The following is a 15,371-nucleotide window of genomic DNA, read 5'->3' on the forward strand; positions in this document are numbered from 1 at the left end:
GGGTACAAGGACTTAGGAAAAAGGTAGAAATGGTTGCTTATGATTACCGGGGTGTAGACAAAATAATGAAGTAGTGAAATATTTGTTTGTCCTCTTTGGGGGAAGTAACTATAATAGTGGGGTGTGCATTACAAAATAATTCCATATCCACTCAAAGGAGAGATCTACATGAAAGCAGCCATAGTTACAAAAGACAAGAAAGTTAGTGTAGAAGAGAAACCTTTGCGCTCCCTGAAACATGGAGAAGCGTTAGTCCAAGTTGAATATTGTGGGGTTTGCCACACAGATTTACACGTGAAAAATGCAGATTTCGGTGATGTTACAGGCAGAGTACTGGGACATGAAGGTATTGGTAAAGTCATTGAATTAGGCGAAGGAGTAACCAGTCTTAAAATTGGCGATCGCGTAAGTATTGCCTGGATGTTCGAAAGCTGCGGTCACTGCGAATACTGTTTGACAGGACGGGAAACTTTGTGTCGTGAAGTTAAAAATGCTGGATACACAGTAGATGGTGCAATGGCAGAACAATGTATTGTCACAGCTGACTATGCGGTCAAAGTACCAGACAATCTTGATCCTGCCGCTGCAAGCAGCGTAACTTGCGCAGGAGTTACAACATATAAAGCTGTTAAAGTAAGTGATATCAGACCAGGCCAATGGATCGGTATCTTCGGTATTGGCGGCTTGGGTAACCTGGCTGTACAATACGCCAAAAATGTATTCAATGCTAAAGTTGTAGCCTTTGATATCAGTGATGAAAAACTCGAACTGGCCAAGAAAATTGGTGCTGACTATGTTGTTAACAGCATGAAGGAAGATCCAGTCGCCCGAGCTAAGGAATTAACGAACGGTGCTGGGCTGGATGCAACCGTGGTTACTGCTGTTGCCAAAACACCTTTCAATCAAGCGATTGACGTTGTGAAAGCTGGCGCACGTGTCGTAGCTGTAGGTCTTCCAACCGATAAGATGGATCTGGACATTCCACGTCTGGTTCTGGACGGTATTCAAGTAATCGGTTCCTTGGTCGGTACTCGTGAAGACCTTAAAGAAGCGTTCCAGTTCGCTGCAGAAGGTAAAGTTGTTCCTCTTGTACAAAAGCGTCCAATCGAAGATATTAATGAAATCTTCGAAGAGATGGAGAATGGAAAAATCCAAGGACGTATGGTCATCGATTTCACAAAATAAAAATGATGTCCCATTCGTAACTCTGGGAAATCCAAGAGAGAAAGCGCCTGCCGATCCACTGCAGACGCTTTTTTGCATTACAGCTTATTCAGAATATTATCCTCCAGAACCGCCGATTTATCCCCGTATTCTTTAATGATATGTTTTTCTCCCCAGGCACACAGAGAATCCAGAATGCCTTTCAAACTACATCCATATTCACTAAGCTCGTACTCCACTTTGGGTGGAACCTGATTATAGCTAATCCGATTGACAATGCCGTCCTCCTCTAATTCACGCAGCTGCTGAGTCAGCATTTTTTGTGTTATAGAAGGCATCATTCGCTTTAATTCACTTGTCCGCATCTTACCGTGGGTCAAGTGACACAGAATCACACATTTCCATTTTCCTCCGATCACCTCTAATGTTGCCTCAACAGAAATATTGTATTTTTTCTTTCCCAACGCCGATCCCTCCGTGTATGTCGCCTCTAGGGTACTTTTTGGTACCTATATCACTAAAAAGTACGTACTGTTCATAATGAATTGAATACCTCATAATAACATCTGCTGGTCCAAGATTACTATAGATAGGAGTGAAAAACATGTCGCCAGAATCCAAACGAAGTATTTGGCCTTTACTGGCTTTAGCCGTAAGCGCCTTTGCCATTGGGACAACTGAGTTCATCAGCGTAGGACTGCTTCCCCTGATCGCTGAAGACTTGCACATATCTGTAACGATGTCCGCATTAACTGTAACGCTGTATGCGTTGGGGGTTACTATCGGGGCGCCTGTGTTGACCTCATTAACATCGAGTGTTCCTCGTAAAACGCTGCTGCTGTGGATCATGATTGTGTTTATAGCAGGGAACAGCCTTGCCGCAGTCTCTAGCGGAATTACCCTGCTGCTGATTGCACGTATCATCTCGGCGTTCTCCCATGGAGTGTTCATGTCCATCGGGTCCACTATCGCAGCCGATCTTGTTCCCGATGATCGGCGGGCGAGTGCAATTTCGATTATGTTCTCCGGTTTGACCGTAGCCACCGTCACAGGGGTGCCGTTGGGTACCTACGTTGGGCAGCAATGGGGTTGGCGGGTTGCATTTATGGCGATTGTGGTGGTCGGTGTTGTGGCACTCATCGCCAATCTGATCCTGCTGCCCTCTACACTGCGAAAAGGAAACAAGACCCCATGGGGTGAGCAGGTCAAACTGGTTACGAATGGTCGCTTGCTACTTGCATTTATCATTACTGCCTTGGGATACGGAGGCACGTTTGTCGTGTTTACTTATTTATCTCCATTACTTCACGACATAACCGGTTTTGGACAAAATACAGTAACGTTCATTCTCTTATTGTATGGAATTGCCATTGCTATCGGGAATGTGATCGGTGGAAAAGCTGCAAATCGCAGGCCGCTTTCAGCTTTATTTTATATGTTTCTCATTCAAGCTGTGATCCTGTTCTTGCTGTGGTTTACCGTACCATTCAAAGCGGCAGGGTTAATGACAATTTTCTTTATGGGCTTGCTTGCATTTATGAATGTGCCGGGTCTACAGGTATATGTAGTTATGCTAGCCGAACGTTTTGCACCCAAAGCGGTCGATGTCGCCTCGGCTGTTAATATTGCGGCCTTCAACGCAGGGATCGCAATCGGGGCATATGTGGGAGGCATTGTGACGGATTCACTAGGTCTCATGCATACAACTTGGGTCGGTGGGGTAATGGTTTTGGTGGCGGTTCTACTGACAGCCTGGAGTCGTATGCTTGACAAAAGGGATACAACCGCCTTGGTAGGCTAAAACTTTTAAAAAACAGAGAGGAAGATACAAAATGACACAAAACCTACAGAGCACTACAACATTGCACAACGGAGTCCACATGCCTTGGTTTGGCATCGGGGTATTTAAAGTGGAAGAAGGCTCAGAGCTGGTCAATGCTGTAAAGGCTGCTGTAAAGCATGGCTACCGTAGTATAGATACAGCGGCAATCTATGCAAATGAAAACAGCGTGGGACAGGCTATTCAGGAGGCTCTGTTGGAGAATAATCTGTCCAGAGGAGATCTGTTCGTCACGTCCAAAGTGTGGAATGCAGATTTAGGCTATGAAGAGACACGGGCAGCTTATGAAGCAAGCCTGAACAAACTGGGACTGGACTATCTCGATCTTTACCTGATTCATTGGCCGGTTCAAGGGAAGTACAAAGAAGCCTGGAGAGCCTTGGAGTCCTTGTACAAAGAAGGACGAATTAAGGCCATCGGAGTCAGCAACTTCCAAATTCATCATTTGGAAGATCTCATGAAGGATGCAGAAATCAAGCCAATGGTCAATCAGGTGGAATTCCACCCGCAATTAACCCAAGCCGAGCTGCTGCAATTCTGTCAAAAGAACAACATCCAAATGGAAGCCTGGTCCCCGCTTATGCAAGGCCAGCTGCTGGATCATCCGGTACTGCAAGAGATCGCACACAAGCACGGAAAAACGGTAGCTCAAGTGATTTTACGCTGGGATATACAGCAGGGAGTCGTGACGATTCCCAAGTCCACCAAGGCGCATCGAATCATCGAAAATGCCGATATTTTTGACTTTGAATTGACGCGTGAGGATATGGATCGAATTCAGGCGTTAAATGCCAATCTGCGTGTAGGTCCAGATCCGGACAACTTTGATTTTTAAATTCAGTCCATTCTATAACGCCGTTTCCTTCTTCATGGAAGGGACGGCTTTTTGTATATGAGAAATCTGGAGCTACAGCAATCCAATCCCGCCATATGGTATTATAGAATTATATGAAATGAGAAGTTTTAGACGCCTATGAAAATGAAAATCTCCGGGGGACCTCATGAATAAGACGATTGCAGATATAGCCCAAATGGCTGGTGTATCCAAGAGCACGGTATCCCGTTTTTTGAACGGTGGATCCGTCAGCCTGGACACAAAGCGTAAAATTGAAAAGGTGGTTAAAGCCACGGGATATGTGCCAAACACCTTTGCCCAGAGTCTAAAAGCAAAACGAACCAACATTATCGGAACGGTCGTGCCACGACTGGATTCTTTTGCGACATCCCATACGTTAATGGGGATTGATGAGGAGCTACGTTCCCAGCATTACCAGATGCTGATCTCGAATACAAGTCAGGATGTAAAACGTGAAATCGAGGCGATCTATGAATTCGCACGGCAAAAAATTTCAGGCATCATTCTGCTGGCTGCTCAAATTACAGACGACCATCTGACCGCAATTCAAGACATCAGTATTCCGGTATTGCTGGTAGGTCAACAGCATGAGCAGATCCATAGCCTTATCCATGATGATTATCGTGCTGGATACGATATCGGTGCATATGTCCTGTCGCAAGGCCACCGTGAAATTGCCTATGTCGGGGTTACTGAAAGAGATGTGGCTGTCGGTGTGCAGCGCAAAGAGGGCTTTAGGCAGGCTGTACGTGATGCATTGCCTGCTGGATGTTATACGGACGAGGAAATGCGAGCCGCCGGGTATGATATACGGTACTATGAAACCGGGTTTAAAATGTCCGATGCACGGATTGCCGCATCTGCCATCTTGGACCAATTCAAGCCATCGTTAATGGTGTGTGCTACAGATAATATCGCGCTTGGGGTAATCAACGCGGCTTATTCCAAAGGAATTACCATCCCGTCGGACTTGTCGGTAACTGGCTTTGGGGGATACGATATCACAGAGGTCATTCACCCTGCGCTAACAACTGTTCAATATCCGTATATGGAGGCTGGACGTGTAGCAGCACAAAATATTGTACGGCTGGTAGAACATAAAACGGTAGAGCCAGTGACGGTCATGGATTATTCCCTTATTGAAAGAGAAAGCGTTGACAAACGCTGAACAGGTGGATTATAATTTCTTCGAAACCGGTTCCATTGCACTCTTGCACAATTGGAATCGGTTGCAAATCCATGGATGAGTATTTTTTTTAATCGCATGGGAACCGGTTCCGGTCCAATATTTTTCCTTGTCTTGGAACCGGTTCCCTAAATCAAAGTTTTTAAAAAATGAGGTACACCTATGAAAATGACAAGAGAACAAAAGTATCGACTAATTGAGCAGGCAGAGCCCGGTGAAATAGCGAGCTTGCAGAAAAAGGTGGAGCAATGTCCGTGGCGACAGTCGTTTCATATCCAGCCACCGACAGGTTTGCTTAATGATCCGAATGGATTTTCATATTATCAAGGTGAATACCATTTATTTTATCAGTGGTTCCCACTCGGAACTGATCATGGGATGAAATATTGGTATCATTTGAAATCCAAAGATTTGGCCACATGGAATAGTGCAGGCATTGGTATCACACCTGGAGACCATTTCGACTCGCATGGGGCATATTCCGGCAGCGCGCTGGAGCATGAGGGCAAATTATACATGATGTATACAGGAAATACACGAGACGAAAACTGGATCAGACATCCTTATCAATGCATGGCTGTCATGGATGAGAACGGTCAGATTACCAAGTGGGAGCATCCTGTTATAGACCATGTGCCAGAAGGCTATACAGATCATTTTCGTGATCCCAAGCTGTGGAAGGACGGCGATAGTTTCTATTGTGTGATTGGTGCCCAGCGAACGAACTCAACGGGCTGCGTTGTCCTTTATCGCTCAACCGATCTCCATACTTGGCAGTTCGAGGGAGAACTGAACACGGGGCTGAAATCGTTCGGATATATGTGGGAATGTCCAGATTATTTTGAACTGAACGGAGCGGGTGTCTTGGTCTTCTCTCCACAGGGCTTGGAGCCTTCCGGGGATGAAAACCACAATATTTATCAATCGGGCTACGTCATCGGACAACTGCTGGATACAAAGACAAGAACACTGGAGCACGGTGCATTCCATGAGCTTGACCGGGGCTTTGACTTCTATGCACCGCAGACGATGATTGACCCGCAGGGACGGCGTATTATGGTGGCCTGGATGGGACTGCCGGATATCGAATATCCGACAGATCCAAACGGATGGGCCCATTGTCTGACGTTACCAAGGGAACTTACGCTTTATGAGGGAAAACTCTTGCAACGCCCGATCCCAGAACTAACCACGCTGCGTAGAAATAGGGAGGATCGGGTAGCTGATACGTTGTCCTCAGAGAGCAAAACCTATGAAGGATTTAAAGGTACAGCGTATGAGCTGATCTGTGAAGTAGATCTTTTGGATGCGAATATATTTGGCATCGAATTCCGTGCGAGTGAGACAGAGAAAACGGTGATAAAATATAACGCCATCAGCCGCAAACTTGTATTGGACCGTTCGCAATCGGGTGAGTCTGTAGCCGCTGAGTATGGTGAAGTACGGCAGTGTGCGTGGGATAAAGATCATATCAAACTTCATTTGTTTGTAGATACATCTTCGGTGGAGATTTTCGTAAATGATGGGGAAGAAGTGTTCACTAGTCGTATATTTCCGCACCCAGAGAGTGACGAAATACGCTTTTTTGCTGACAAGGGAGAGGCTCTCTTCCAAGCGGTAAAATGGGATTTTACATGAGCAGGCTAATTCAACAAGTGGATCGTTAATCAGCAAACATAACGGAAATGAACGAGAGGATGAACATCATGGCGGAAAACAGAGAAATAGCTAAAGAAGTGATCGAAGCGATCGGCGGAAAAGAAAATATCGCCTCCTTTGCTCACTGTGCGACACGCTTGCGGATTATGGTGCATGACAAAGAAAAGATTGACCAGTCTAAAGTAGAGGAGATCGACAAGGTCAAAGGTGCTTTCTTCAATTCAGGTCAATATCAGATTATTTTTGGTACAGGTACGGTCAATCGGATTTTTGAAGAGGTTGAAAAGCTCGGTGTGACAGGTACATCTAAAGAAGAGGTCAAGAGTCAGGCGAAAAAGGAGGGCAACGTCTTCCAGCGCTCGATTCGTACCTTTGGCGATGTATTTGTACCGATTATTCCTGTGCTAGTCGCTACGGGGCTGTTCATGGGGCTGCGCGGTTTGCTCACTCAGCCGCAAATTCTCGCTCTGTTCGGTATGACGCCGCAGGATATTTCACCTAACTTTTTATTATATACACAAGTTTTAACGGATACGGCTTTTGCTTTTCTACCGGCATTAGTTGCATGGTCAGCCTTTAGAGTATTCGGCGGCAGCCCGGTGCTGGGTATCGTTCTCGGTCTGATGCTGGTAAACCCGGCCCTACCCAACGCATATAGTGTTGCCGACGGCTCAGCCCACCCGTTGACGATGTTCGGTTTCATTCCTGTCGTCGGTTATCAAGGCTCGGTATTGCCAGCCTTCTTCGTCGGTTTGATCGGAGCCAAGCTGGAACGGGCGCTGCGCAAACGGGTACCTGAAGCGCTGGACCTGATTCTTACACCATTTTTAACACTGTTGATTATGATCACTTTGGGACTGTTTGCCATCGGTCCAGTGTTCCATTCACTTGAAGAATGGGTGCTGCATGGAACAACATTTGTACTGGATTTACCTTTCGGTATTGCCGGGATTATCATCGGCTTTTTGCATCAGATTATCGTCGTTACAGGTGTGCATCATATTTTTAACTTTCTGGAGATCCAACTGCTTGAAAAGAACGGTGTAAATGCCTTTAATGCTATTATTACCTGCGCTATGGCTGCCCAGGGTGCTGCTTGTCTGGCGGTTGGTCTGAAAACGAAGGACAGCAAGCTGAAAGCGTTGGCTCTTCCTTCTTCGTTCTCCGCTTTCCTGGGGATTACAGAGCCAGCTATCTTCGGGGTCAACCTGAGATATATGAAGCCTTTTGTCATGGGTCTCATCGGCGGGGCGGTTGGTGGCTTTATTGCTTCAGTCTTGCATTTGGCGGCTACAGGGATGGCAGTTACAGTGATTCCAGGTACGTTGCTCTACATGAACCATCAGCTTCCGTTTTATATTTTAGCGAATCTGGCTGCGATGGTTGTATCTTTTGTCTTGACTTGGATGTTTGGCTTTAACGATAAAATGCTGGAGAAAGTCAAAACAGCGGGTTCCTCCAATTAATATCATCCAGTCAGCACAAATACACGCAGATTCATGCACGTAGTATAAATATTATGGTCGCTTCTACATGAACTCCATGTGGGGCGGCCATTTTTTCTAACTATGGAGTTTGGATTCAGGCTATCAGATCAGACGATGGAGGAACGCTCATGCAGAAACTCCGACGGGGAACAGCCTGTTAAGCGTTTGAAGATTCGATGAAAATAAGACACATCACTATATCCCACGTACTCTGAAATCTCACGAACTGTTAGCCGAGACTCCGTTAACATGTAGATGGCGGTTTTAATACGTTGCGTATGTACATGCTCGCTGATCGTTTGGCCTGTAACCTCCCGCAGCAGCGTCGCGGCATAATTGGGGGTTTTGCGGATGGCATCACCAAGCTCTTCTTTGGTTACCTTTTCCCTGTAGTGATTCTGAATGTACTGTTTCATATGTTCTACATGCCGTTCTTTATCGCGAGGAACGGTACCTTTGTCCCATTCTTGGTTCATATAAATCATGGCTTCGGTCAGCAGACAGTCAGCCATCAGGGCGTAGTAGCTTGGGTGTTCAGTCCATTGATAATACATCGATTTGATCCGTTCATGCAGCAAATCGTAGCATCCGGGTTTGACCCATAACGGCTGGTCTGTATCCAGTATGGGAAGTGTGCCGTTCGTACATGTTTTGCGGCAATGTATCACATACTTGGTATGGAAAAGCGTAGGAATGCTCTTGCCATAGTAATTCAGATGACGGGGTAAAAGCAGAGCTTCACCCTTGCCGAGAATGATCTTGCTATCGTTCACCCAATATACACATTTGCCAAAGGTGACCAAAATGAACAGCAAGTCATCGTTGTCGGTATTTGCACCAGCCTTTTCATACCAGTCTACGCCATTGTCCTGTCGTATACCCGTCAATGTAATCACAAAACTCACTCTCCAATGTCTTCAACATTCATCATACTGTAATACATCCATCATACTATAGTTCATAGTCTTGGTGAACGAGTACAGGTAGAATAGAACTATATAAGTTTAATGTAGATAGAGAAGCAAAGTGGAGAAGAAGCTATACAGTAAAGACATTCAGGAGGATGACATTACTATGCTAAAAACGAAAATTATTTGTACTATGGGACCTGCCTGCGATTCCGTTGATTTGTTAAAAGAAATGATCCAGGCTGGTATGACGGTAGCCCGCCTAAACATGGCTCACGGGGAGCTGGAGGATCACGTTAAACGTATTGAAAATGTGCGGCAGGCTGCGAAGGAAATGAATACCTGTATCCCTGTCATGATGGATATTAAAGGACCGGAAATACGGATTGGCAAGCTGAAAGAGGCATCTGTGCTGCTGAAGCCAGGCAGTCAGCTCATTCTGACCACGGAAGAGATTTTGGGGGACGAGCATCGTATTTCGGTGAATTATCCGGATATGCCGAAGGACATCAAACCAGGTGACCGTATTCTCATTGATGACGGTCTGGTTGACTTGACTGTAACCTCTGTCGAAGAAACGGAAATGATTTGTAATATCGTAAGTGGCGGTGTTTTGAAACCAAGAAAAGGTGTGAACCTGCCAGGGATTCATACCACTCTTCCAGGCGTAACGGAACGTGATGTGAAGCACATCCAATTTGGGGTGGAGCAGCGCATTGAGCTGATTGCGGCTTCTTTTGTGCGTAAAGGCGACGACATCCGCGAAATCCGTGAAATTTTGAAGGGACACCAGGCTGAGCATGTACAGATTTATTCCAAAATTGAAAATGCTGAAGGTATGGAAAACTTGGATGACATCATCGAAGCTTCAGACGGTATTATGGTAGCTCGTGGCGACCTGGGCGTGGAAGTGCCGATTCAAGACGTGCCGGTGATGCAAAAAGAAATGATCGACAAATGTAATCTGGTCGGCAAGCCCGTTATCGTTGCTACTCACATGCTCGAATCCATGCAGGTGAACCCGCGTCCGACGAGAGCCGAAGTCAGTGACGTGTTTAATGCTGTTATGCAAGGAGCTGACGTAGTGATGCTATCCGGCGAATCTGCTGCAGGTAAATATCCTGTTGAATCCGTACGGACCATGGCTGCAGTAGCTGCCAGAGCGGAATCGCAATTGGATTATCAGGAGCAGTTCGATAAGCGCAGAGCACGCCAAAGCACCAACATTACCGAAGTCATTAGTCAGGGTGCGGTGAGTTCGTCTCTGGAGCTGGATGCCAAAGCGATTATTACCTCGACGGCTAGTGGATTCACGGCACGGATGGTGTCCAAATATCGTCCGAAGGCACCGATCATTGCGGTTACCCCGAATAATACGGTATTCGCTAAAATTTGTCTGTTGTCCGGTGTAATTCCGATCAAGGGGGATAAAGTAGCAACAACGGATGAAATGTTCGAATCTTCTATCCGCAACGCCCTCAATGCAGGCTATATCCATAAAGGGGATACTGTAGTCCTGTCGGCAGGTGTTCCTGTCGCTGAGGCAGGCACTACCAACCTGATCCGGGTATATCAAGTGTAAGCTAGATCAATACAGAAAAGGCGCTGATCCTCTATGGATTCAGCGCCTTTTTCACATTCAGTCGTGCCTTAGGATTATAGTCCGAATACACTTTTGGCAACGACCTGAGTCAATTCTGCCTTATGGGCTTGGTATTGTTCAGGTGTAATGCTGTTATTGGCCAGTCGTTGATCCAACTGCTCTGTTAACTGAGCTACCTGCAAATCAACGATAGCCTGAGCATCCTGATTATGAGCTTGTGCAATATCAGCCAAGGTTTGACCGTTATATAACGCGTCATATAATTCCTCATCCGAGGATATACCCAGTGTTCTTAACAGATCATCATCATCCTTGGAAGCTTCATTGTCCTGTACCTGGAGGGCTTTCTCTGGAGCCAGTGCAGCAGCATTAGCCCGACTTCCCCAAGTGGAAGACTGCCCAATAGATAACGCCAGCAACAGTGTGCAGATGACCAACATTCGTTTTCGATTCATAGTTGTAAGTCTCCTTTGTGTTTCATTAAAATTCTGACAAGGTGGAGCGGTATATGGATATCCAACGGGAGTAAAGTCTACGCCTTTAGCACATCCGGCTTATGTAGTGACCAGATTCTTAATTACATCATACACGCCCAATCTTAGCGCCAGCTTAATACTCGTTTAAAATAAACTAAAAGAGAGGATTATAAACAGGTTACGCCAAAAATAATTCACAGATGACAAAAAGGAGGATATGAAAAAAACCTCCTTCACAAAAGTGAAAGAGGTTTTAGACAACTACATCCATTACAATTTAGGATTTTTCCCATACTTGTTGTCGCCAGGCTGACTGTCTAGACATGTGAATACAAGCAGAACAATGCTCCCAAAAGGAACCAAAGCGATCAGAATCCACCACCCGGTTTTGCCCGTGTCGTGTAGTCTGCGGAAAAGAACTGCCAGAGACGGTAATAAAACAGCCAAGCCATAGATAAGTGATAATACGAAAGGAAGTCCCAAAAGGAAATCCAACAAGTATAATACCAGGCCAGCTATCGCATTAAATAGAACAAACATCCAGTATTCTGTACGTCTTGCTCTACCTTGGAATCCTACATAGTTTTGCAGCACTTTTAAATACCATTGCATATATTTTCACCTCCTCTTAAAATGTAAACATTTGTATTATATTCATCATAAAACAGTTCTTTTTAGATATATCGGCAGGTAACATATAGAATTTAACTTGTAAAATTATAACTTTAAACTAGGAATTAAAGCAATACATTTATTAAGATTAACAATTAAATAAATAATTCATAAAAATATAAAATTTAATATTGAATTTTCCATACTCATTGAATAATATAGAGATACGATTAACCGTCAGGTTTAAATCGGCCTTCTTAACAGAAGAAGGTTTTATTTTTTCAATCAATTAAAAGCGCTTTAATTTAAAAAGGAGGATGATCAGCATTAAATTTTAAGGGTGAAGAAGTGAATTCAAACATAATCCTGACCGCCTTATTTCATGTTGTTTTATGTTATCAGGAATGTTCAATACGAGAGGAGATTGAATTATGAAGCATCTATTTGTTCGTAAAGTAACGGCTGCTTCTCTGGCAGGTGCGCTGTTGTTGCCTGCCTCTTTGGCAGGCGCCGAGCCAACACTCGATTTAGATACAGCTGAAATTCAGAGTGTGGGGCAGACTTCCCTTCAAGCTCAAGATCCGGGGAACCTTTCAATTCAAAGTAAAAAGGCCGTTTCTTTTAAGGAGACTTCTGTACATGATCCGTCTATCCTCAAAGTGAAAGACACATTTTACATTTTTGGCTCACATCTGGCGGCTGCCAAGTCCAAGGACCTCATGAATTGGGATACGATTGCGACAGGCGTGGCGAATGGTAATGCATTGATTCCCAACGTCAAAGAGGAATTAAAGGAAGCGCTGGATTGGGCGCAGACAGATACGCTGTGGGCAGCAGATGTCATTCAACTGGCGGATGGCAAGTTCTATATGTACTACAATGCTTGCAAAGGTGACTCCCCGCGTTCAGCTATGGGTCTAGCGGTTGCTGATAAAATTGAAGGACCTTATAAGAATAAAGGAATTTTTCTAAAATCCGGCATGTGGGGTCAACCGAGTGAAGATGGGACGATCTATGACGCGACCAAGCATCCCAATGCCGTAGACCCTGACACTTTCTATGATAAAAATGGCAAGCTGTGGATGGTATACGGCTCCTACTCTGGAGGCATTTTTATTATGCAGATGGATGAAAAAACAGGGAAGCCTCTACCTGGGCAGGGCTATGGGAAAAAGCTGACAGGCGGTAACCATGCTCGTATGGAGGGGCCATACATACAATACAGTCCACAAACCGACTATTATTACCTGTTCCTGTCCTATGGCGGATTGTCAGCGGATGGCGGATACAACTTGCGTGTGGCTCGGTCCAAAACACCGAATGGTCCGTTCTACGATGCTGAGGGCAACGACATGATCAAGGTCAAGGCGGATCCTAACAAACCTCTCTTTGACGACGCTTCCATTGAGCCATATGGTGTCAAATTAATAGGTAATTACTTGATTCCAAGAGAAATTGGTGATCCGGGAACAGGGCTGGGTACAGGCTATGTATCTCCCGGACACAACTCGGCTTATTATGATCCCAAGACGAAAAAGCATTTTGTCATTTTTCACTCCCGTTTTCCGGGGAGAGGCGAGCAGTTTGAAGTGCGGGTACACGAAATGTTCATGAACGCTGACGGTTGGCCTGTAGTTGCTCCTTATCGCTATTCAGGAGATGAGGATTCGCTGAAAAAACTGTCAGAGAAAGATGTCATCGGTCAATATGCGTATGTAAATCACGGGAAGGAAATATCGGCCAATATTAAGCAAGCCGTGACTGTTAGTCTGGATCGCGGTGGCAAATTGTCTGGTGATGTGAACGGCACATGGAAGCTGGGGGCAGAGAATCAGCTAGAGATTATAGCAGATGGTACGAAGTACAAAGGGGTATTCCTGCGGCACCGTGATCCAGACACAGGAGCCAAAACGCTTGCTTTTACCGCACTGTCCTCCAGGGGTATTGCGGTATGGGGATCGCTAAAGCCTGACCTGAAGGCCAGCAAGATTGTAACTGCGGTGCAGAAGGACCTGAGTCTCGGCGACACGAGCAACGTCTTGTATAATCTCACGCTGCCTACTCAGGCTGCCCAAGATACTACTATTTCGTGGGAATCCTCCCGTCCAGAAATTATTTCGGTCACAGGTGAAGTATACCGTCCAGAAGTCGGTGCCCAGCCTGCAGCAGTTACATTGACAGCGACTATTAAAAAGGACAAAGCTACAGCAAAGAAAAGCTTTACAGCCATTGTTCCCGAGCAGGCTCAGGGTCCTGAGCTCGCACGCTATTCGTGGAGTGAGAATCAAGGAACTTCGGTTGTCGACAGCACATACAATCAATTCGATGGTAAGGCCTATGGGGGTGCCACATGGGACAAAGACGGGAAGCTTGGTGGTGCTCTTGTCCTGAATGGCAAGGATGGCTACGTGCAGCTCCCCAATATGGTAACAGATGCAAAGGACTTTACATTTTCCGCTTGGGTGAACTGGAAGGGCGGAGCAGCTTGGCAGCGGATTTTTGACTTTGGCAACGGTCAGGCTCGCCATATGTTCCTCACCCCTTCCCAAGGAAGTGGTGTGCTCCAGTTTACAATCCATGAAGGTACGGATCAAAGTTTGCTTGCCAAATCATCATTGCCTCTAAACCAGTGGACGCATGTAGCAGTTACACTAGAGGGGAACACAGGGAAACTGTATGTAAATGGTGAAGAAGTAGCCGTAAATGACAGTATCACTTTTAACCCAAATGAGCTGCTGACGAGCGAGGCTTATCTCGGTAAAAGTCGCTTTGTCGCTGATGCTTACTTTAACGGCAGCCTGGATGAGGTACAGTTATATAACAAAGCGCTGACAGCAGAGGAAATTAAAGCACTGGCGGATTTGTAATTAAAATGAGCATTAAAGGCAGGGGATGGGCTCTTCACCACAAGTTCATCTCCTGCGCAATTTTTGTATATTTATTTTTTGATTACTGGTATAATAAGAAGTAATTGCGGATATAATGTTTTAAGTAGGAGTTAATGACTCGCTCTTCTCTAATGAAAACAGTTTGAAGCAGCAATGATGACATAAGCACTCTACATAAATTAAATTCACCAGTGCTTGCGTTTTCAATACACTTATGGTAATATGAGTATATTGAAATTGTGACCTGAGATTCACATATTGTAGAGGGTTATTGTTTTAGGTTGAAATAACCTTGTGCAATATGTGAATTTTTATTTGTAAAAAATAAAGGTCATATAAATATATTTTGGAGGTAATACCATGCAAACAGGTACAGTTAAATGGTTTAACGCAGAAAAAGGTTTCGGTTTCATCGAAGTTGAAGGTGGAAGCGATGTATTCGTACACTTCTCCGCAATCCAAGGCGAAGGTTTCAAATCTTTGGACGAAGGCCAACGCGTAGAATTCAACGTAGTTGAAGGAAACCGTGGACCACAAGCTGAGAACGTTGTAAAACTGTAATTTTAAATTACAGCCTACTTCAGATGCCCCGAACATAGCGTTTGGGGCATTTGTTTTTATCTGTTCACAAGACCGTTTTTGAACTGATTACATCTTATCGCTTTATAAATCATGAAGAAAGAGGGATGTTT

13 protein-coding genes are annotated in these 15,371 nt (G+C 45.1%); 9 read left to right on the forward strand and 4 right to left on the reverse strand.

What is annotated here, in order from left to right:
• The first annotated feature begins 168 nt into the window (after window positions 1-168).
• Entirely contained in the window at window positions 169-1,185 is a 1,017-nt protein-coding gene (gene adhP / locus FKV70_RS21230; RefSeq protein WP_063206851.1) for an alcohol dehydrogenase AdhP, read from the forward strand.
• 77 nt (window positions 1,186-1,262) lie between these two features.
• Here the strand turns inward: adhP and FKV70_RS21235 are convergent, their stop codons facing one another.
• Entirely contained in the window at window positions 1,263-1,628 is a 366-nt protein-coding gene (locus FKV70_RS21235) for a winged helix-turn-helix transcriptional regulator (protein WP_063206854.1), read from the reverse strand.
• A gap of 140 nt (window positions 1,629-1,768) precedes the next feature.
• Between FKV70_RS21235 and FKV70_RS21240 the strand changes: the two genes are divergently transcribed.
• From FKV70_RS21240 to FKV70_RS21260, 5 genes are all read left to right on the forward strand, one after another.
• Window positions 1,769-2,965, forward strand: coding sequence for an MFS transporter (locus FKV70_RS21240; protein WP_142614244.1), 1,197 nt, complete (start codon window positions 1,769-1,771; stop codon window positions 2,963-2,965).
• A gap of 31 nt (window positions 2,966-2,996) precedes the next feature.
• Window positions 2,997-3,839 carry an aldo/keto reductase gene (locus FKV70_RS21245; RefSeq protein WP_142614245.1) on the forward strand — a complete coding sequence of 281 codons (843 nt, stop codon included), beginning with the start codon at window positions 2,997-2,999 and terminating at the stop codon, window positions 3,837-3,839.
• Between the two features lie 166 nt (window positions 3,840-4,005).
• Window positions 4,006-5,028 (forward strand): LacI family DNA-binding transcriptional regulator, encoded by a 1,023-nt coding sequence (locus FKV70_RS21250; RefSeq protein ID WP_142614246.1) that lies wholly within the window; start codon window positions 4,006-4,008, stop codon window positions 5,026-5,028.
• 180 nt (window positions 5,029-5,208) lie between these two features.
• The gene (locus FKV70_RS21255; RefSeq protein ID WP_142614248.1) at window positions 5,209-6,684 is read left to right on the forward strand and encodes a glycoside hydrolase family 32 protein; all 1,476 of its coding nucleotides are present in this window, start codon (window positions 5,209-5,211) and stop codon (window positions 6,682-6,684) included.
• Between the two features lie 68 nt (window positions 6,685-6,752).
• Complete coding sequence (locus FKV70_RS21260) at window positions 6,753-8,171, forward strand: sucrose-specific PTS transporter subunit IIBC (protein WP_081276719.1); 1,419 nt, start codon at window positions 6,753-6,755, stop codon at window positions 8,169-8,171.
• A gap of 128 nt (window positions 8,172-8,299) precedes the next feature.
• Here the strand turns inward: FKV70_RS21260 and FKV70_RS21265 are convergent, their stop codons facing one another.
• Window positions 8,300-9,088, reverse strand: coding sequence for a helix-turn-helix transcriptional regulator (locus tag FKV70_RS21265; protein ID WP_142614250.1), 789 nt, complete (start codon window positions 9,086-9,088; stop codon window positions 8,300-8,302).
• 178 nt (window positions 9,089-9,266) lie between these two features.
• Between FKV70_RS21265 and pyk the strand changes: the two genes are divergently transcribed.
• Window positions 9,267-10,682 (forward strand): pyruvate kinase, encoded by a 1,416-nt coding sequence (pyk, locus tag FKV70_RS21270; protein ID WP_063206875.1) that lies wholly within the window; start codon window positions 9,267-9,269, stop codon window positions 10,680-10,682.
• Window positions 10,683-10,756: 74 nt separating this feature from the next.
• On the opposite strand, the gene FKV70_RS21275 is transcribed toward pyk, so the two are convergent.
• Both FKV70_RS21275 and FKV70_RS21280 read right to left on the reverse strand, forming a co-directional pair.
• Window positions 10,757-11,158: a hypothetical protein gene (locus FKV70_RS21275; RefSeq protein ID WP_063206878.1), complete on the reverse strand. Its 402-nt coding sequence runs from the start codon at window positions 11,156-11,158 to the stop codon at window positions 10,757-10,759.
• 291 nt (window positions 11,159-11,449) lie between these two features.
• The gene (locus FKV70_RS21280; RefSeq protein WP_142614252.1) at window positions 11,450-11,791 is read right to left on the reverse strand and encodes a DUF805 domain-containing protein; all 342 of its coding nucleotides are present in this window, start codon (window positions 11,789-11,791) and stop codon (window positions 11,450-11,452) included.
• 431 nt (window positions 11,792-12,222) lie between these two features.
• On the opposite strand from FKV70_RS21280, the gene abnB reads away from it, so the two are divergent.
• Together abnB and FKV70_RS21290 are read left to right on the forward strand one after the other, a co-directional pair.
• Window positions 12,223-14,658, forward strand: coding sequence for an arabinan endo-1,5-alpha-L-arabinosidase AbnB (gene abnB / locus FKV70_RS21285; protein ID WP_142614254.1), 2,436 nt, complete (start codon window positions 12,223-12,225; stop codon window positions 14,656-14,658).
• A gap of 381 nt (window positions 14,659-15,039) precedes the next feature.
• Entirely contained in the window at window positions 15,040-15,240 is a 201-nt protein-coding gene (locus FKV70_RS21290) for a cold-shock protein (RefSeq protein ID WP_007428290.1), read from the forward strand.
• The last annotated feature ends 131 nt before the right edge of the window (window positions 15,241-15,371 follow it).

This window comes from Paenibacillus ottowii, from assembly GCF_006874425.1.
In the GTDB taxonomy this organism is placed as follows: Bacteria; Bacillota; Bacilli; order Paenibacillales; family Paenibacillaceae; genus Paenibacillus; species Paenibacillus ottowii.